General features: G+C 47.0%; 17 protein-coding genes, 2 tRNA genes and 1 pseudogene. 14 read left to right on the plus strand and 6 right to left on the minus strand.

The genetic code is table 11. The features are described from left to right. The first annotated feature begins 231 nt into the window (after positions 1-231). Both ABNV41_RS02620 and cysE read left to right on the plus strand, forming a co-directional pair. Complete coding sequence (locus ABNV41_RS02620; RefSeq protein WP_349934955.1) at positions 232-1,482, plus strand: UbiH/UbiF/VisC/COQ6 family ubiquinone biosynthesis hydroxylase; 1,251 nt, start codon at positions 232-234, stop codon at positions 1,480-1,482. A gap of 2 nt (positions 1,483-1,484) precedes the next feature. Next, entirely contained in the window at positions 1,485-2,354 is an 870-nt protein-coding gene (cysE, locus tag ABNV41_RS02625; RefSeq protein WP_087651917.1) for a serine O-acetyltransferase, read from the plus strand. A gap of 83 nt (positions 2,355-2,437) precedes the next feature. On the opposite strand, the gene ABNV41_RS02630 is transcribed toward cysE, so the two are convergent. After that, complete coding sequence (locus ABNV41_RS02630; RefSeq protein ID WP_050820156.1) at positions 2,438-2,776, minus strand: P-II family nitrogen regulator; 339 nt, start codon at positions 2,774-2,776, stop codon at positions 2,438-2,440. 282 nt (positions 2,777-3,058) lie between these two features. Here ABNV41_RS02630 and ABNV41_RS02635 point away from each other — a divergent pair, with 282 nt between their 5' ends. Both ABNV41_RS02635 and ABNV41_RS02640 read left to right on the plus strand, forming a co-directional pair. After that, complete coding sequence (locus tag ABNV41_RS02635) at positions 3,059-4,399, plus strand: UDP-glucose/GDP-mannose dehydrogenase family protein (RefSeq protein WP_087651918.1); 1,341 nt, start codon at positions 3,059-3,061, stop codon at positions 4,397-4,399. Between the two features lie 138 nt (positions 4,400-4,537). After that, positions 4,538-4,783, plus strand: a complete 246-nt coding sequence (locus tag ABNV41_RS02640) for a hypothetical protein (protein ID WP_128105642.1) — start codon at positions 4,538-4,540, stop codon at positions 4,781-4,783. Positions 4,784-4,884: 101 nt separating this feature from the next. Here the strand turns inward: ABNV41_RS02640 and ABNV41_RS02645 are convergent, their stop codons facing one another. Both ABNV41_RS02645 and upp read right to left on the minus strand, forming a co-directional pair. Continuing rightward, positions 4,885-5,136 (minus strand): hypothetical protein, encoded by a 252-nt coding sequence (locus ABNV41_RS02645; RefSeq protein WP_349934956.1) that lies wholly within the window; start codon positions 5,134-5,136, stop codon positions 4,885-4,887. 39 nt (positions 5,137-5,175) lie between these two features. After that, the gene (gene upp, locus ABNV41_RS02650) at positions 5,176-5,844 is read right to left on the minus strand and encodes a uracil phosphoribosyltransferase (RefSeq protein WP_080986824.1); all 669 of its coding nucleotides are present in this window, start codon (positions 5,842-5,844) and stop codon (positions 5,176-5,178) included. 84 nt (positions 5,845-5,928) lie between these two features. On the opposite strand from upp, the gene ABNV41_RS02655 reads away from it, so the two are divergent. The 6 genes from ABNV41_RS02655 to ABNV41_RS02680 all read left to right on the plus strand — a co-directional run bounded on the left by ABNV41_RS02655 (position 5,929) and on the right by ABNV41_RS02680 (position 10,188). Further along, entirely contained in the window at positions 5,929-7,314 is a 1,386-nt protein-coding gene (locus ABNV41_RS02655) for a glycosyltransferase family 1 protein (RefSeq protein ID WP_349934957.1), read from the plus strand. A 58-nt stretch (positions 7,315-7,372) separates the two neighbouring features. Continuing rightward, positions 7,373-7,858 carry a xanthine phosphoribosyltransferase gene (gene gpt, locus ABNV41_RS02660; RefSeq protein WP_003629580.1) on the plus strand — a complete coding sequence of 162 codons (486 nt, stop codon included), beginning with the start codon at positions 7,373-7,375 and terminating at the stop codon, positions 7,856-7,858. A gap of 58 nt (positions 7,859-7,916) precedes the next feature. Continuing rightward, positions 7,917-7,993, plus strand: a tRNA-Pro gene (locus ABNV41_RS02665). A 23-nt stretch (positions 7,994-8,016) separates the two neighbouring features. Then, the gene (locus ABNV41_RS02670; RefSeq protein ID WP_035350573.1) at positions 8,017-8,322 is read left to right on the plus strand and encodes an ETC complex I subunit; all 306 of its coding nucleotides are present in this window, start codon (positions 8,017-8,019) and stop codon (positions 8,320-8,322) included. Positions 8,323-8,358: 36 nt separating this feature from the next. Continuing rightward, positions 8,359-8,435: transfer RNA gene (locus tag ABNV41_RS02675), tRNA-Arg, on the plus strand. Between the two features lie 998 nt (positions 8,436-9,433). Next, positions 9,434-10,188, plus strand: a protein-coding gene (locus tag ABNV41_RS02680; RefSeq protein WP_087651418.1) for an IS5 family transposase whose coding sequence is annotated in 2 segments (ribosomal slippage) — positions 9,434-9,773 and positions 9,773-10,188 — 756 coding nt in all. Because the reading frame shifts where the segments join, the coding sequence is not laid out codon by codon here. 158 nt (positions 10,189-10,346) lie between these two features. Here ABNV41_RS02680 and ABNV41_RS02685 read toward each other — a convergent pair. Next, the gene (locus ABNV41_RS02685) at positions 10,347-11,783 is read right to left on the minus strand and encodes a phosphatase (RefSeq protein ID WP_349934959.1); all 1,437 of its coding nucleotides are present in this window, start codon (positions 11,781-11,783) and stop codon (positions 10,347-10,349) included. A 232-nt stretch (positions 11,784-12,015) separates the two neighbouring features. Between ABNV41_RS02685 and ABNV41_RS02690 the strand changes: the two genes are divergently transcribed. Then, positions 12,016-12,770, plus strand: a protein-coding gene (locus ABNV41_RS02690) for an IS5 family transposase (protein WP_087651418.1) whose coding sequence is annotated in 2 segments (ribosomal slippage) — positions 12,016-12,355 and positions 12,355-12,770 — 756 coding nt in all. Because the reading frame shifts where the segments join, the coding sequence is not laid out codon by codon here. Here ABNV41_RS02690 and ABNV41_RS02695 read toward each other — a convergent pair. Further along, complete coding sequence (locus ABNV41_RS02695) at positions 12,763-13,254, minus strand: hypothetical protein (RefSeq protein ID WP_349934960.1); 492 nt, start codon at positions 13,252-13,254, stop codon at positions 12,763-12,765. The genes ABNV41_RS02690 and ABNV41_RS02695 overlap by 8 nt on opposite strands. 680 nt (positions 13,255-13,934) lie before the next feature. Here ABNV41_RS02695 and ABNV41_RS02700 point away from each other — a divergent pair. The 3 genes from ABNV41_RS02700 (at position 13,935) to ABNV41_RS02710 (ending at position 18,478) form a co-directional block, all read left to right on the plus strand. Next, a complete protein-coding gene (locus ABNV41_RS02700) occupies positions 13,935-15,710 on the plus strand; it encodes a glycosyltransferase family 2 protein (RefSeq protein WP_349935085.1) in 1,776 nt (591 codons plus the stop codon). A 137-nt stretch (positions 15,711-15,847) separates the two neighbouring features. Beyond that, complete coding sequence (gene glf / locus ABNV41_RS02705; protein WP_050820149.1) at positions 15,848-16,999, plus strand: UDP-galactopyranose mutase; 1,152 nt, start codon at positions 15,848-15,850, stop codon at positions 16,997-16,999. A gap of 51 nt (positions 17,000-17,050) precedes the next feature. Continuing rightward, the gene (locus ABNV41_RS02710) at positions 17,051-18,478 is read left to right on the plus strand and encodes a glucosyltransferase domain-containing protein (protein WP_349934961.1); all 1,428 of its coding nucleotides are present in this window, start codon (positions 17,051-17,053) and stop codon (positions 18,476-18,478) included. Here the strand turns inward: ABNV41_RS02710 and ABNV41_RS02715 are convergent. Further along, positions 18,471-19,087, minus strand: a pseudogene (locus ABNV41_RS02715) (IS5 family transposase); the annotation flags it as partial. The gene ABNV41_RS02710 and the pseudogene ABNV41_RS02715 overlap by 8 nt on opposite strands. Positions 19,088-19,112 lie beyond the last annotated feature (25 nt).

Raw genomic sequence — 19,112 nt, forward strand, 5'->3', positions numbered from 1 at the left:
AAAAAAGCGGGCTAGTGGCTTTCGTGCATGGCAAGATTGCACCTTCAGCTATTATGGCTTTTCTGGATGAGGTAAAGATTTTTCGGTGAAGCTAACTCTCTGTAATTTCATATCTTTTCTGGTTGTTTGATACAAATTCATTACAAGAGTAAGGGGCTGGTGTATAGACTGCCCTTAATTGGAGAAGATGCGCCCTAAAAGTGCGGCGCTTATGAGCTAAGGAACGAACCTATGCATCAGACAGCCCATGCCGAGCCCGCAGCGGCAGCACACGCGCAGGTGCCCATTGCAGATGTAGATGTCTGCATTATTGGTGCTGGGCCTGTTGGGGGAACCTTAGCGTGCCATTTGGCGCAGGCAGGTATCAAGGTAGCTGTGGTGGATAAGGCAGATCTGCCACCCATGGAGGATCCAGACTTTGATGGCCGGGCTTATGCCATTGCTGCTGGCCCAAAAGCGTATCTGGAAGAAGCCGGTGTGTGGGAGGCTCTGCCGCTGCCATCCTGCCCGATTGAGGATATTCTTGTAACAGATGGCCGGCCGGGTGAGCCTGCATCTCCATTGTTTCTGGAGTTCACGCGTGAAGATGCCAATCAGCCATTTGGGTGGATGATTGAGGCACGTTCTTTGCGCGTGGCGTTAAACGCCAGCCTGCACACTACGCCGGAAATTACGCTGCTGGCCCCGGCTGAAGCCACCATTGTGCGTCGTAAGGAAGGAGCAACAGTAACCCTGTATGATGGGCGCAGCTTTCAGGCAAAGCTGATTGTTGCTGCTGATGGACGCAAAAGTCGTTTGCGGTCTCAGGCCGGTATTCCGCTTACACGCTTGTCTTATGGTCAGACAGCTATTGTTTGCGCCATTGCGCACGAATTTCCGCATGACAACAGCGCGCTTGAGCATTTCTTGCCCGCAGGGCCGTTTGCGCAGTTGCCTTTGCCGGGCAATGAAGAACATCCTTACATGTCTGCCATTGTATGGAGCGATCACGATGGCCTGGCAGAGCGTTTTGCTGCCTTGCCGGATGATGTGTTTGCTATGCAGCTTCAGCGCCGTATGGGTAATAATCGCTTGGGGCAGGTGAAGCCTGTGGGGCGGCGCTGGACGTATCCTCTGTCTGCCCAATATGCCCAGCGTTATACAGACACCCGCATGGTTTTGGTTGGAGATGCCGCACATGGTATCCACCCCATAGCCGGGCAGGGGCTTAACTTGGGTTTTCGCGATATTATTGCGCTCAGCAAGATTTTGATTGCGGCACATCAACGCGATAAGGATTTGGGAGCGCCTGAGTTGCTGGCGCGTTATCAGGCAGAATGCCGTCCGGCCAATATGCTTATGCTTGCTGCAACCGATGTGCTGGATAGGCTGTTCAGTAACAATAACCCAGTTTTAAGGTTTGCGCGTGATGTGGGTATTGCGGGCGTGAACCGCTTGCCCGCTTTGCGTAAAGCCTTTGTAAAGCACGCTATGGGATTGTGAAAATGGATGCAGCAACGCATGACGGCGCTCAGGATGCCGTCAAAGCCAGCCATTTTGATGAAGATAGTTCAATCTGCGCGCCTCAGTTAAACGTTCTGTGGCACCAGATGACGCAGCAGGCCTGTGTTTGCCATGATCCGTTGGTGAAAGGTTTGCTGGCAACAGGTGTGCGCAGTCATTCAGATTTTTCATCTGCGCTGGCAGCGTTGATCGGGCGTAAGCTGGGGGATCGGTCTGTGGCGTCCGATGCTTTGGCGGAGCTTGTTAAAGAAGGCTTTGATGCAGAGCCGGATATTGTATGCGCTGCCGCTGCTGATTTATTGGCGATTCGAGAACGAGACCCAGCATGCCCGGACTTTGTAACGCCGTTTCTGTTCTTTAAAGGCTATCAGGCTGTTCAGACCTACCGGGTGGCCCATTGGCTATGGGCGGAGGGACGGCGCCATCTGGCGTTACATCTGCAAAGCCGTGCATCGGAACTGTTTGCTGTGGATATTCACCCATCTGCGCGCCTTGGTCGGCGTATTCTGTTTGACCACGGTACAGGCATAGTTGTGGGGGAGACCTGCATTATCGAGGATGATGTTTCTATTTTGCAGAACGTCACATTGGGTGGCACAGGCAAGCATTCTGGAGACCGGCACCCTAAGGTACGGCGCGGCGTTTTGATTGGTGCGGGCGCCAAGGTTTTGGGAAATATCGAAATTGGTGAGGGCGCTAAAATTGGCGCGGGTTCCATTGTGTTGGAGCCTGTGCCGCCCTTTACAACGGTTGTAGGTAATCCAGCCCGTAAGGTGGGTGTGCGCCATACCGGGCGTATGCCTGCCCTAAATATGGATCAGACTCTTCCTCCGATTGACTATATTATCTAAAAAGCAAAAAGGAATTACTGAAGGAAAGTTACGTTTCCTTCAGTAATATATTCCTTAAAGTAATGTAGCGCGTGAAAACTGGCTTATAGGGCGCTTTCGCCAGATTCTTTTGTGCGGATACGCACAGCGCGTGAAATATCACTTACAAAAATCTTGCCATCACCAATTTTGCCAGTGTGCGCTGCTGTAGCAATGGCTTCTACAACCAAGTCTTCCATGTCATCTTTGATAACAATTTCAACCTTGATCTTGGGCAGAAAACTGATGCGATATTCTGCTCCACGGTAGATCTCGGTCTGGCCACGTTGCCGGCCAAAGCCTTTTACTTCAGAAACTGTTAACCCCTGAATACCTAAAGGAGCCAGAGCTTCGCGCACGTCATCAAGTTTAAAAGGCTTGATAATCGCAGTAACCAGTTTCATGCGCTTTTTACTCCAAATATAAATGTCCGTCTATTCCGTTTCGATAGTGACATATTAAACTGACTTGCGCTAGGCGAATATTCGATGAGCGAAAATGTGAATGCTCAGCGTTGCAGATAAGGGCTCTCTTTTAATTTTGAGGGCTGCAAAACGGGTCAAAATAAGACGCCAAAACCAATATTCACCTTTTCACATTGCGTATGTTGTCTGCACAGGGCATTGATGCCGCAGTTGAGTTCATCTGATGTTTGTACATAAAGCAGGTGATGACCTTATGGCAGGATGGGAGAGTTGCTCGTGCGTATAGCCATGATTGGTGGCGGATATGTTGGACTGGTTTCCGGTGCATGTTTTGCTGAATTCGGGCTGCATGTGGCCGTGGTGGAAACAAATCCAGACCGCCTTTCAGCTTTGCGCGAGGGCCGTATCCCCATTTATGAACCAGGCTTGGATGTATTGGTTGCAAACAATGCACGCGCCGGACGCCTGACTTTTGGAGATGACATTGCTCAGGCTGTCGCTGGGGCAGAAGCTGTTTTTATTGCCGTAGGTACACCGCCACGTAATGGAGATGGTGCAGCAGATCTACAATATGTTCATGCTGCAGCCCGTCAGATTGCGCAGGCTCTTACTGGCTATGCCGTTATTGTTACCAAATCTACCGTGCCAGTAGGCAGCAGCCGCAGAATAGCAGAGATTATTCGTGCCACGCGCCCGGATCTGGATTTTGATGTGGCGTCTAATCCTGAGTTCCTGCGCGAGGGCAGCGCGATTGATGATTGTATGCGCCCAGACCGGGTAATTATCGGGTTGGATCAAAAGCAGCCAGAACGTGCACGCCGGGCAGAAGTCGTTATGCAGCGGGTTTATGAGCCGCTGAAGAAGATTGACGCCCCTTTGGTCTTTACCGGTCTGGAAACAGCAGAACTGACCAAATATGCTTCCAACTCCTTTTTGGCCATGAAGATTTCCTTCATCAATGAAATGGCCGATCTGTGTGAAAAATTGGGGGCCAATGTGCAGGAGCTGGCTTACGGCATGGGGCTGGATGACCGCATTGGCAGCCGCTTTTTGAACCCCGGGCCCGGTTATGGTGGTTCCTGTTTCCCCAAAGATACGCTTGCACTTTCCCGTATTGCGCAGGAAGCTCAAAGTGGCTGCCGTTTGGTGGAAACCACGGTGCAGGTGAACGAAGCCCGTAAAGCAGCCATGGCTGGGCGTATTATTGCGGCATGTGGTGGCTCGGTAAATAATAAGACCGTGGCAGTGCTGGGCCTCACCTTTAAGCCAGAAACAGATGATATGCGGGAATCTGCCTCTATCCCCATTTTACATCGTTTGGCCGAAGCCGGGGCACGTTTGCAGGCTTATGATCCGGTTGGCATGGCTGCAGCCAAACCACTTTTGCCGCCAGAAACGACATATTGTGAAAGCGCGCTAGACGCCGCGCAGGATGCTGATGTTTTGGTGGTTTTGACGGAGTGGGAGCAATTCCGTTCCATTTCACCAGATGCCTTGGCTCAGCGTATGAAAAACAAGATTATTGTAGATTTGCGCAATATTTTTGATCCTGCAGCTATGCACGATTCTGGTTTTTCATATCTCTCTGTCGGGCGTCCATAACTTTACTTAAAGTCGGATGATGCTCGGAAAGCCGTGGCCTAGTGGAGGTCACGGCTTTTTTTTATTGAATCTCTTTTGATTGCGCTTGCATTTTTAAAGGGAACAAATACAGAACAGTTAAGAGATGAGGAGGTTTTCATGTCTTTGTCTGAACGTATTGTTTTTCAGCCATTTGTATGGCGTGGCACCAGGTTGGAGGGTGGGGCTGCCATTCTCTGCCGTAACCCCGAAGATGCGCATCGCCGGATAGAAAAAGTGCGGGCGGGTATTCTTTCTGTGGCTGGTGCGCTGGTGGTGCGTATGCAGGTAGATGAAGAAGCTGGTGATTATGGAGAACCGGAATTTCTGGAACGCATTGGCTGTGTTCCTGAAATGGATGAATAAATCTCGTACTGAATAAATGCCCTATTCCTGCAAACGGCAGAATCTGCAGGAATAGGGCATTATAAAAAGTGTGATGGATTGCAGTGTAAAGCGTTGAGATATTACGGTGAGCCGCCAGCACCTGTTCCCATATAAGGCCCGCTTGCCTTGGAAGGTGTAGGGCGATAGCCATCATTTTCATCTAAGGCTGGCCCACCATGTGGGTTTTCGTCCTCATCCTCAATAATAGGCGGAGGAGCCTTCTGGTGCGCCTTGTCATGGAACAGGGGAGCGCTGTCTGATGCCGGCTGCTCATGGCATGCAGTCATTGCAAGCAGAAGACCGGCAAGAACAGTAGCGGATTTCAGTTTCATATCACGGATCCACAAAAATGCGTGCCAAATGGCAAGCGCTTAACGTGTGCCAAAAAGGCGGTCACCAGCATCACCCAAGCCGGGAACGATATAGCTGTGTTCATCCAGGCCGCGATCAATAGAGCATGTCATGATCTGCACATCAGGATGCGCTTTTTGTAGGCAGGCAATGCCTTCTGGGGTGGAAAGTAGGCAGGTAAACAGCAGCTTGCGCGCACCTTTTTCCTTCAGCCGAGTAATGGCGGCTGCCGCGCTGTGCCCGGTGGCCAGCATGGGATCAACAACAATGCAGCGGCGAGAAGAAACCTGAGAAGGAAGCTTAAGGTAATATTCTACAGCTTCCAGTGTTTCAGGGTCGCGGTACAAACCAATATGGCCAACTGGTGCAAAGGGAACCAAGTCCAGCATGCCATCTAAAAGCCCATTGCCAGCCCGCAGGATGGAAATAAAGCAAACATCTGGGCCAGCCAGTTGTTCACCTTGCATGGGTTCCAGAGGTGTCTGAATTTCTATTGGCTCTAATGGCAGCTCGCGGGTGGCTTCGTAGCACATCAGCAGGCTAAGTTCGCGCACTAAGCGACGAAAACCGGCCGTGGAGGTTTCTGCGCGCCGCAAATGGGTCAATTTGTGCTTGATAAGCGGATGATCCAGCACAAGGGGAGGGAGGGGAGTAACAGCATGACTTGTCATGCAACCCTCTATAATCATGGAAAAGCGGGTCTGCCACGTTTTCTTGCAGATGCAGAATATGTTTTATCCAGATCGTGCGGATAGAAAAAAAGGATGGCGACCATGAAGCGTATCTGGATGGATGTGGAAGATCTGTTTGCCTTTGCACAAGTCGGCGCTCGGCTAACAGGTATTCAACGCGTTGTGCTGGAAATCTGCGCGGCTTTTATGGGTGATCCGCATATGTCTGCCCACATTGGTTTTGTGCGGCACAACATCCAGGGCACAGGCTTTGTGGTGGTATCGTGGGCGCAGGTGCAGGCTGTGTGGCAGGCCCTGAGCGGGCAGGGCGCAGAGCAGTCGGAAAGTATGCAGATACGCAGTCTTTCAGCCTCACACAGTGCAAATCAAAGTTTGCTGCAAAAATGCGGGCAGCATGTGCCCGTTTCTGTGCGTGTTCCGGCCGGTAAGCTTATCCGCAACACCCAAAGTGCAGTGCAGGCCGGAGGTGCACTCGCGTGTGGCCTGTGGGAGCTTGTTTCTCACAATTTGCGTAAAAAAGACGATTTTAGCGGACAGGAGCAGACTTTTTCTCCCCAAAAAGGAGATATCCTGCTTTCTCTGGGGGCATCATGGTCTCATGCTATGTACCAGAAGCTGTTGCGGCCGTGTCGTCAGCAATATGGCATGCGTATTGGGGTTTTGGTGCATGATCTGGTGCCGCTTTTGTGGCCGGAATGGTGCCAGCCGGGTTTGCCTGCAGTATTTCGGCGTTGGTATGAGCATGTTGTGCCGGAATGTGATGTTATTTTTGCTAATTCCGAATCTACCCAAAAAGATGTGCTGGCTTATGCGCAACAAAGCGGCAAGCCACTTTCTGTGCCTGTTATTGTTGTGCCTATGGGGTGTGGGTTTTCTAAACCAGATTCAGCAAATGCATCTGCTTTTGTTCAAGAGCAGATAAAACAACTCGGGCCTTATGTTTTGTGTGCAGGCACACTGGAAGTGCGTAAAAACCATGCACTTTTAATCAGAGTTTGGCGGCGGTTATTGCTTGAGCGGCCTGCGAATACTGTGCCGAAGCTGGTGATCGCCGGCGGGCAGGGGTGGCTGGTGGATGACCTGTTGCAGCAGCTTGAAAATAGCGCGTGGCTGAATGGCCATGTTGTGTGGATAGATCGGCCGTCTGATAGTTGTATGACGCAGCTTTATAAGCAGGCGCAGTTTACAATTTTCCCCTCATTTTATGAAGGTTGGGGCCTGCCGGTAACAGAAAGCCTGTATTGGGGAAAACCCAGCCTGACGTCATCAGCGTCTTCCCTGCCAGAAGCAGGTATGGGGCTGACAGAAATGTTTGACCCTGATAACGCATCGCAGGCATTGGAGCTTGTACGTAACGTTCTGGATCAGCCACAGCGTCTGGCAGCCATGGAGCAGCAGATAAAGGCACATTTTCAGCCTATCAGCTGGAGCCGGGCGGCTGAGACTTTGTGGCAGGCAGTCATGTAATGGCCCGACGGCACGACAGAAGCATTGTTGCGGAATGGATGGAAAAGGGAACGCTTGAATGGCTGTGAATTATGCCACGGTAACATGGGATCAGTTACACCGTGATGCGCGTGCATTGGCAGAGGCACTGATGCCTAAAATGCCCATTAAAGGCATTGTGGCGGTAACACGCGGAGGTTTGATTCCCGCAGCCATTGCGGCGCGTGAACTGGGGTGCCGTCTGATAGAAACCATTTCTGTTGTGACGTATGATGAAGAAAATATGGGCAAACCCCAGATTATCAAGGAGCCCGTTGCAGCAGGGGATGGTGAGGGCTTCCTGATTATTGATGATCTGGTTGATTCTGGCGTAACCGCCCGTGTGGTGCGTGAAAAACTGCCCAAAGCCTTTTTTGCCTGCCTGTATGCCAAACCAGCGGGTAAGGAACTGACAGATCTGTTTATTACAGAAGTGCCGCAGGATACCTGGGTTTTGTTCCCGTGGGATACGGCACCGTTGTTTGTGCCGCCGCTGGCAAAAAGCAAAAAAAGCACGGTTGACTGATTTTTTACAATCAGAGGGTTGCCATACTCCGAATAGACGCTTAAACAAGCGCTCAGTTCGGGGCGTGGCGCAGCCTGGTAGCGCGCGTGTTTTGGGTACACGAGGCCCCCGGTTCGAGTCCGGGCGCCCCGACCATAAATAAAGCGGGAGGCAACATCATGCCGGCGCGTATTTATAGACAGTCAAAGCCTGCTGGTCAGTCCGGTTTAGCCGGAACCAGAGAGTGGGTTTTTGAATACGGTCAATCTGCTCCACGTAAGCAGAGCGCCCTTATGGGGTGGACCGGTAGTGCAGATCCACAATCTCAAATACATCTGTATTTTGATAGTCGTGAAGCCGCAGAGGCTTACGCACAGCGCGAACATATTGCATATGTGGTGGAAGAAACTGCACCGCGCATGCGTCGCCCTAAAGTGTATGCAGATAACTTCCGTTATGATCGCATCCAAAACTGGACGCATTGATTTTCTCGCTTTTCTCTATTATGCGTAGGGCGTAAAGCGCCCTTAGCTCAGTTGGATAGAGCAACAGCCTTCTAAGCTGTGGGTCGCTGGTTCGAATCCAGCAGGGCGCGCCAATCTTTTCAATGGTTTGGATAGATTTTAGGGAAAGGCAAAAGTCTTTCCTTTAGGTTGGTGCAGCACTAAACGGTCGATGTCTTGATTTTATCCATAGTGGCTGCGATTGATTTCTCAGGAAAGCTGGAAAATCAGAAAGCTCTGTAGATTCTACCTATTAGGCATCTTGTTATGTCTGGCAGGGGCGGGAAGACAATATGCACTTTTTGTCTTCTTCTAACAAACGCCGCTGCAGTCTGAGAACACTCTTCGCAAATATCAGGCTGATTAAAACGCGAGCCTAAAGCAGAATTACGGGCACACATCATACCTATTCCCGGTGTTCTTACGGAATAGTATCGTTTTAAGGTCTTTTCGTTCGACTATGTAATCCCATTTTGCGGCAGCAGCCTTAATGTATTTTGCCGCGGAGCCAGGGACTAGATTTAGACGAGTGTCTACTTCTGCAAAAAATAGCATGGGTATTGTCTTGCGACGCTCGTGTCCTCACCCAAGACTGTATGACGGCGATGATGTCATTGGGGTCGCTGATGAGTTCGGAAGTGGCTTCTGTGGTAATCTGCGTGCCTGATATGACTTCGTCCGAAGCAGTCAGGATAGAACCCAGTTGCATCATGCGTTTACGGATTTTGTTACAGGCGGGCCCTAATGCTGCTACGAGGTTGCCGTCTTATAGGAATTGCCCTCTACAGCTACGCCATCGACATCTCTTATTAGAGTTGTCGAACAATAAAAATATCTCTCGCTCTTCCTTTAATAGGACAAACGAAAAACAAGAGACGGCTCGATTGTAAGGGGATGTCGTAGAGAGCCCTTACTGGCAGGTTATATAAGTAAGTAGGGGTATCTGTTTTTCAGGATATTATTAGCTGGAGGGTTCTAACTTGCCTGCCTCTTTACGGCGTGTCGTCAGTTAAGCCCTGAGAGTGGCACGTGAGGGTTGTACTTTGTGTCTGCGTGTGCTGACTGTTTTCCCATTTTTTGGGGAGACAGACAGATGCGGCGCTATAGTTTACGCGATGACCAGTGGGAGCGGATAAAGGATCTTCTTCCTGGTCGAGAAGGCTATGTCGGCGGCACTGCGGTGAACAACCGTCTGTTCGTGGAGGCGGTGCTGTATCGCTATCGCGCGGGTATTCCATGGCGCGACCTTCCTGCCCGTTTCGGTGACTGGAAAAACGTGCACCGGCGTCTGCGCCGCTGGTGTGAAAGCGGCGTCATCGAACGGATATTTCGTTATCTGGCCGCTGATTACGACAACGAATACATGATGATCGACAGCACAATTGTCCGAGCGCATCAGCATAGTGCCGGAGCTCTCAAAAAAGGGGCACGGATCAGGCCATCGGACGATCACGAGGCGGGCTAACTACAAAGATCCATGCCATCTGCGACGCTCTGGGCAATCCAGTGGAACTCGGCATCACACCGGGACAGGATGCCGATATCACCCAGGCAGAACCACTTCTGGAAAACATCGAACCGGATGCTTTCCTTGCTGACAAGGCGTATGACGCGGACAGGTTGATCGATCGGCTGATACAGCGCGGGATTACCCCGGTCATCCCGCCAAAACGCAACAGAACGACACGACGGAAAACCGATTTTTCTCTCTATCGCGAACGGAACCTTGTTGAGAGGTTCTTCAATAAACTCAAGCAGTTTCGCGCTATCGCAACCCGCTACGATAAACTGAAATCGACCTTCCTCGCAGCCGTGCAGTTCGCCTCAATCATCATCCTGCTTAACTGACGACACGCCGTAGTATTTCAGATTTAAAATATTTATATGGTATTTCTGTCTGAATGCATTAAATTCAGACAGAAATACTACAATCAATATAGGTTGGTGGTTACAAACAATATTAAAATTTCACAAATAACCACTGATAAAAGTTGTTGGAATAGAGCTTACACTTTTGCAATGCAGTCTGCGATTACATCAGAGAACTTTTTATATATAGACCTTTTATAATGTGCCCCTCCTAGCTCATCAGTAAGATCTGCGTCTGTTTTTACGTAATCATTAATGTCAATATAATCATATTCATAAGCCTCAGCCAGCGGCTTGACGATAGAATTGATACTACTCCACAATTCAACAAGCCCAGGAAGATTGCCGATTTTTTCATTCAGGCCAAGAATAATAACTTTTTTCTGAGCATGCTTTAATCTTGTAAAAATGTGTATCACATCGTTTTGAAATTGCTCTTTAACAATATCGCTATTTCTAAAACCGCCGATGAATTCGTAATTTTCTTTGAAATAATTCCACTTTTCTTCAGTTGTATCCGTTAAAAAGTCTTTTACATCATCATAAGCAAGAGAAGTGTAATCTGCATCACATGCGTCTGTTCCAGGGAACATATGCATGCAACGTAGGCTCAAAATCAGGCCTGTTTCTTTATGTCTGTATGAACTCATAAAGCCTTCTTGACTGAAGGAGATAACATACACATCTGATTTTTCTTGTATAATATCGCTATTATAACGATTGAAATCCGGCCCAGGAGTTTTCTCTAGGATTGTGCGGATATCCAAATCACTTTCTTGATCTTTATAAAGACCTAAACTGCGGGCATTTGTATGTACTTCCCACGGGTGCACAGAATAATTAAATTCTTCAATCGTCTCAAATTTTGTCTTGAGGAAGAAAGAAGTCATTGCAAGATCACAAGCACCACGCAGGCAAACCTGCAAAGAGTTTAGTGATGAATCGTCTTTATGAGAATCTTGGGCGTTTGCATCATCGCATAAGGTAATCCAATCTACTTTTGAAGGATTATTTAAATCAGATGCCGTAGGTGGCTTTATGTCTATATGTTTGCGGCCAAGTTTATTCCAGACGTATTGTTCAACGCCCATATTCATAATGCGGCATGAAAATAGGAAATGCTGCATATATCCAGGCTTTGCGAAATAAAAACCGCAAATACCATAATCACCATAACTATCGGAGACTTTTATATATCCAAAATCTGAAAAGAATTCTTCAGAAACTTCTTTTTCAAAAAGTTTACGCGCTTCTTCAACGTCTTCAGGCCATCTGTTTTTGGTAAAGTTTAATTGGTTTGTGCGGTTTACCAATTCATGAATACGAGAAAATTCTTTTTCTACATCTGTATGAAAACTGATTCTTATATTGCTACTTCTTAAAAATTCTTCATTATCACCGCCAATTTTTTCTTTATCGCTTTGTTTAGATTCAAGTATACGATAAGCTTTCAGTCGTTTGTGCTTTAGATCTGGCTTGCCGCGGAAAATTGGATTTTCTTGCCAATTTTTAATAATGTCTGGTTCAGCAACTCTAATACCAGGAATGGCGGCCTTAACTTCATTGAGATTCATTAAATTATCATCAATGAACAAAATGCTTTCTGGGCGAAGCTGAATTTTTTCTACAATATCTTTAACTTGTGGGCCCTTGGGGTTCCAAGAAATTCTTGCAAATACAAAATCGTCCCATACCCCCAGACGTTCTACGGCGTGTCGTCAGTTAAGCCCTGAGAGTGGCACGTGAGGGTTGTACTTTGTGTCTGCGTGTGCTGACTGTTTTCCCATTTTTTGGGGAGACAGACAGATGCGGCGCTATAGTTTACGCGATGACCAGTGGGAGCGGATAAAGGATCTTCTTCCTGGTCGAGAAGGCTATGTCGGCGGCACTGCGGTGAACAACCGTCTGTTCGTGGAGGCGGTGCTGTATCGCTATCGCGCGGGTATTCCATGGCGCGACCTTCCTGCCCGTTTCGGTGACTGGAAAAACGTGCACCGGCGTCTGCGCCGCTGGTGTGAAAGCGGCGTCATCGAACGGATATTTCGTTATCTGGCCGCTGATTACGACAACGAATACATGATGATCGACAGCACAATTGTCCGAGCGCATCAGCATAGTGCCGGAGCTCTCAAAAAAGGGGCACGGATCAGGCCATCGGACGATCACGAGGCGGGCTAACTACAAAGATCCATGCCATCTGCGACGCTCTGGGCAATCCAGTGGAACTCGGCATCACACCGGGACAGGATGCCGATATCACCCAGGCAGAACCACTTCTGGAAAACATCGAACCGGATGCTTTCCTTGCTGACAAGGCGTATGACGCGGACAGGTTGATCGATCGGCTGATACAGCGCGGGATTACCCCGGTCATCCCGCCAAAACGCAACAGAACGACACGACGGAAAACCGATTTTTCTCTCTATCGCGAACGGAACCTTGTTGAGAGGTTCTTCAATAAACTCAAGCAGTTTCGCGCTATCGCAACCCGCTACGATAAACTGAAATCGACCTTCCTCGCAGCCGTGCAGTTCGCCTCAATCATCATCCTGCTTAACTGACGACACGCCGTAGCATTTCACGCGTATCTTTATATGTATTTTTTGAACATATTGCGTTTACAATACCGCGCTTATTAAGCTCTCTGATCATATGAAGGGTATCAAGTCGAAGTTTAACTTCCCCTTCAGACAATGTTCCTTCCCAGAAAGTATCATCTAAGTCCCAAATAACGAGACGGACAGTTTCTTCTTTCTCGGAATCATCTTGTTCTGTTTGTTTTTTGCTTATTTGAGTAAGGTAAAAGCATTGATCTTTGAAATCTTCATGCTTGGCAAAACTACGAAAGAAAAACTTTCCATTTTGCTTTTCAAGAACCTGAAAATTCCACATCAAAGTTTTATCACTACGGAAAATCTTCAGACCATCGTCTGAAAGGCTCCAAGTGCTCTCATTTGCTGAGTAAAAACCTTCTATTGTACCAGTCTCAGAAAATTGGAAATTAGTTGAACAAACTCTTCCATCGGCATAACGCCATTCCCACACGGAATCTATTAGATCTTTTTCAGAAAAAAATCTTTTATAGATGGGATAACAAACATTGGCCTATAATCTCCAAACAGTATCTACTAAATACCTATAGACGTTACCCAAAAGGCAGGAAAGAAGGAAATAAACCCTACCATGATCCAAGGTCTAGTAGGGGGTAGGGTATGTTGGCAAACAGCTTGCAGCGGCGAAATTGCGGAAGCTCATGAAGGGCAGGGCGGTCTTACCGGAATGAGTGGCAATAAGGCACATCTGCTAGAACCTAATGCACAACAGAATTTAATCTTAACAATTATATTATGATTTCTTTAAAATTTCTGGATGATGCATTTTACGCATAGCGTGAGACTTTTCATGGTGAGCAATGTGACGTGTGGTCTTTACGGCAGCTCTCGCAATTATCGGGGCTAGGAATAAGACATGACGCATATTTCTGTGGCTTATTTGTTAGAGGGTCTCTCTGATCATGGGTAGTAAGTATCCAAGCTATTTTTTGTTCATTGGAAATGAGACGCGAACACTCCACACTATCGTGGAGTTTTAGCCTTCTAGGCTGTGGGCCGCTGGTTCGAAACTAGAAGAGCGCGCCAATTTTTTCCTAAAATACAAGGTGCGGCAGGCGTTTGTGTGCGCTAAAGCCGGATGTGTCTTTTTATGCTTTGTTTGAAAGTGCTGCCATGCTTACGGTTTTGCATCGTCTTATCCTGCCAACAGAAGGGCTGGAGCAATGCGATGCAATGTATGCGCGTCCTGCGCTGCCAGAGCGTGTGGCGAATACATCTTCCCAAGCTTTTCGGCTACAGGCCGGGCAGACATTTACCTTTGATACATTTTACAATGCGTTTTCCGTAAAAAAATGGAAGCAGACGGGTGGTGTAAGCCGCTTATCATTGAGCGTGCACATACGCGGGCAAGGTGAGGTCACACTTTTTCATCGTTCCACTGCTGATGTTGTCACTCCTCTTTGGAGCAAAGAAATTGAAGGCGAAATACGCTGCTCGGAGGAAATATCGGCGTGGCCTGCATTATCTGAAGGTTTGCTATATTTTAGTGTAACCGCCAAGGCAGAGTGCACGGTAGAGACAGCATATTTTGCAACATATTCGCCTATGGTGCAGGTGCCGCAGTTGGGTGTTGTCATTACGCATTTTAATCGGCAGCAATATGTGCGTAATTCCATCCAGCGCGTGCAAAAGGCGCTCTTGCAAGATCCTGTTTATCAGGATGTGATCCATTTTATTGTTATAGATAATTCAGCCAACCTAGATCCGGCAGAGGTGCCGGGGGCCAAGGTTATCAAAAACCACAATTATGGCGGCAGCGGTGGTTTTGCGCGTGGCCTTTTATACCTGCAGGAGCAGGGCACATTTACCCACTGCCTCTTTATGGATGATGATATTTCCTGCGAGGTTGAAGCCATTCGGCGCTGTTACGCCATGTTGGCCTATAGTGTGGATAAGCACATAGGTTTGGCAGGCACTTTGTTGGATGATCACAAACCATGGAGCGTGCAGGAAAAAGGAGCCGAATTTTCTGGCGGTGTTTTCCGTCCATTGCATGAAGGTGCGGATGTTAGGCCGGTAGAAAACCTGCTCAAGCTAGAGCAGGATATTGGCAAGCCCGTTTATGGTGGCTGGTGGTTTTTTGCGTTTCGGTTGGATGCCGTATCAGCCTACCCATTTCCCTTTTTTGTAAGGGGGGATGATGCGCTCTTTGGCCTGATGAACCATTTTAATATTGTCACGGTAAATGGTATTGCCTGTTTTTCCGAGCACTTTCTCAGCAAGGAAAGTGCTTTTACCCGCTACCTGGGTATGCGTGCGTCCTTGGCTATTTATCTTATGGCGGGGCAGGGGCGGACTTTACCAGCTTTGAAAATGATGGGGCTGGCTTTTTTATGGTGTGCGCTGTCATGCAGATATCAGAGTGCGCATGCTATTTTGCTGGCATTTCAGGATATCAGCAAAGGGCCGGATTTTTGGCAACAAAATCTGGATTTTATGCCCATTGCCAAGCGTATCCAAAAAGAAACCCAGCAACGTAAAGACCTAGCATATTTTCAATCAATGCCTTTCCGTTATGAAGGCAAGCCAGAAACACGCATACGGAAGTATATCAGGCTTATAACTCTGAATGGGCATCTGTTGCCGCAATGGTGTTTACGGAAAACGCCCGTATATGTTGGAGAATATACACGTGGTTTGCTGGGGTTGATTTTTAGCTACCAGCATATTGTTTATCGCAAATATGAAACTCAGGATATTTTTGAGGCCCAACTTAACAGGTTCCAATTTTTCAGTCTTTTAGGGGCGTTTGTAAAAGCTAGCCTTGCTTTTATTTTACGATCTTCTGTTGTTAGGCGTTCCTACCGTAAAAAACTGCCAATGCTAACAAGTAAAGCATTCTGGCAAAATATTTATCGTGCTCAGCCCAAGAGTGATTCAGGTCATTAATTATTCTTTCATCTCTATTTCTGTGCCGCAGTATAGCTTCTGTTCAGTAAATTGTTTATCAGTGAATCATAAAACTAAAGCACGGCAAGGCTAAGTACTATACCGTGTAAAAAGACTGAGGAAAAGGCTGTAAACATATGACCTTCTGTGTTGTGGGCGCTGGATTTAGTGGTGCTGTTATTGCCCGTCATTTGGCAGAGCGTGGCCATAAAGTAGTGGTTGTGGATGAACGTTCCCATATTGGCGGAAACTGTTATACAGAGCGCGATGCTGAAACCGGTGTTATGGTGCACAAATATGGGCCTCATATTTTCCACACCGCTGATGAGCGCACATGGGCTTATGTGCAGAAGTTTGGTACGTTCAAGCCTTATGTAAACCGTGTGAAGGCCATTTCTAATGAGCATGTTTACACGCTGCCTGTTAATCTGCTGACCATTAACCAGTTCTTCGGTACAACAATGGGGCCGAAGGAAGCGCGTGCTTTTATTGAAAGCAAGGCAGATAAAAGCATTACAAACCCTCAGTCCTTTGAAGAACAGGCGCTGAGCATGATTGGCCCGGAACTATATCGGGCATTTTTTTATGGATATACGCGCAAGCAGTGGGGGTTAGAGCCTACGCAGCTGCCCGCATCCATTCTCAAGCGCCTGCCTTTGCGCTTCAATTATGATGATAACTACTTCAACCATCCGTATCAGGGCATGCCGGAAGAAGGTTATACTGCCATTGTGCAGAATATCCTGAACGTTGAAGGCATTGATGTGCGGTTGGGCTGTTCTTTTGAAAGCCTAGAAGAAGATTTTCAGCACGTATTCTATACAGGCCCGATTGATCGGTATTTTGGTTTCCGTTTGGGCCGCTTGGGTTATAGAACGCTGGATTTTGAACGCTTTGTAGATGATGGTGATCATCAGGGTACAGCAGTTATCAACTACTGTAATGAAGAAGTGCCCTATACGCGTATTTCTGAGCACAAACACTTTGCCCCGTGGGAACAGGACAAGTTCTCCAAAACTGTTTGTTTCCGTGAATACAGCCGTCTGGCAGGTGAAAACGATATTCCTTACTATCCTATTCGCTTGGTAAACGAAAAGAAGATGCTCGAAAGCTATATCGAGCTCGCACGTGCAGAAAAAGGTGTGTCCTTTATGGGCCGTTTGGGCACGTATCGTTATCTGGATATGGATGTAACCATCAAGGAAGCTCTGGCTGCATGCGATGTCATTGATACGGCATTACAGGCACCTGCGCTCTCGCTTCCAGCATTTTTTGTTGACCCTACCTAAAAAATAAGAGGCCCGTTTTTACGGGCCTAAACTACTCCATAAAGGTGAATCATGGCTTCTTTTGTCGAAAATATAAAAGATGCCTTTTCAGCATCTTTTAGGGTTAAGGGGGTTTTATTTTTATACTTACTGTCTTTTTTGTATGTATTCCCTATTTTGTTAAGTGATGTCTATTACATGGATGACTATGATAGGGTCATTTATGGATATGGTTGGTCACAGGATGGTCGTTTTTTTGCAAATGCGATTATGTGGCTTTTGAATCTGAATTTTGCATCGATTAAAGTAAAACAAGTAGATTTATTTCCCTACACAACAATAATTTCATCATTAATTCTTGTTTTTTCAGGAATATTAATATGTGATTCAATGAAAATATTAAGGAGAAATTGTTTTTCTATCGCACCTTTATTTGTAATGATTTCACCTTTTATGCTTGAAAATTTAACTTATAGATATGACTCTTTGATTATGTCTGTATCTGTATTTTTGGTGGTTTTTCCTTTTATTTTTATTGAAGATAGAAAGCTTTTTTTTCTAACTTCTGTCATTTCTCTTATGTTAGCTTGGATGACATATCAGTCTACCGTAGCTGGATATGTTTCTTTATGCGCTATTTTTGCGACGAAGTTTGTACTTGAGAGAAATTTTATAAAATCAGTTTCCATATTAGCTTATGGAATGGCTGCATTTGTTGGCTCAACGCTTTTCTATGAAATTATTTTAAAGTTATTCCATGTGCAGATTTCATTTGGAAGAAGTGTAAGCATTTTTCAAGAACCTGAAGTCTTTAAGAATTTCTTATTTAATATCAAAAATGGCTTAATTTTCATTAGGCATAATATTGATTTTAGATTTTTTATGTCCGTTCTTCCATTGTCCTGCATATTTTTGTTTTCTGTATATAAATATATTTCAGTAGAGAAAATAAAACTCGTTTCTGTTTTCTCTATATTTTTTCTGGTTTTCTCTATATTTCTTTGCGGTTTGGGTTTGAATGTTTTCATATTTTATCCACCATGGTGGCTGCGGATATTGATAGCTTTCCCATTTGTCTTTTTGCTTCTTATATTCGTAGCCCAAAAATATGTTCGTTATGAATACATTAATATAGCTGTTGCCTGTATTGCGCTCTATTCTTTTAGTCTGTGCGCTGCATATGCCTCAGCGTTAAAAGAGCAAAACGAATTTACAAATCAGATTTTGGCGTTAGCTAACCCTTATCTGGTTTCAAATGATCATACAAAAGTCGTTATTGACGGTGAAATTCCTTATGCTCCTCAGGTGGAGTATTCTCGGAGTATTTATAAAATCATAGGAACATTGGTTGATAAATACATACGTGATGGTTGGTATTGGGGCGAACGCAGAATTGGTATGTATGGGTTTGTTGATGAAGTTTTTATTGAGGGGACAGAGCGTAACGATATACTGGCGGAAAAATGTTCATACAATGTATTACGGCGTGTCGTCAGTTAAGCAGGATGATGATTGAGGCGAACTGCACGGCTGCGAGGAAGGTCGATTTCAGTTTATCGTAGCGGGTTGCGATAGCGCGAAACTGCTTGAGTTTATTGAAGAACCTCTCAACAAGGTTCCGTTCGCGATAGAGAGAAAAATCGGTTTTCCGTCGTGTCGTTCTGTTGCGTTTTGGCGGGATGACCGGGGTAATCCCGCGCTGTATCAGCCGATCGATCAACCTGTCCGCGTCATACGCCTTGTCAGCAAGGAAAGCATCCGGTTCGATGTTTTCCAGAAGTGGTTCTGCCTGGGTGATATCGGCATCCTGTCCCGGTGTGATGCCGAGTTCCACTGGATTGCCCAGAGCGTCGCAGATGGCATGGATCTTTGTAGTTAGCCCGCCTCGTGATCGTCCGATGGCCTGATCCGTGCCCCTTTTTTGAGAGCTCCGGCACTATGCTGATGCGCTCGGACAATTGTGCTGTCGATCATCATGTATTCGTTGTCGTAATCAGCGGCCAGATAACGAAATATCCGTTCGATGACGCCGCTTTCACACCAGCGGCGCAGACGCCGGTGCACGTTTTTCCAGTCACCGAAACGGGCAGGAAGGTCGCGCCATGGAAGTAACCGGCCGCTCTGGGCCGCCTTG

This window comes from Acetobacter sp. A11-2, assembly GCF_040208445.1.
Lineage (GTDB): Bacteria > Pseudomonadota > Alphaproteobacteria > Acetobacterales > Acetobacteraceae > Acetobacter > Acetobacter oryzoeni.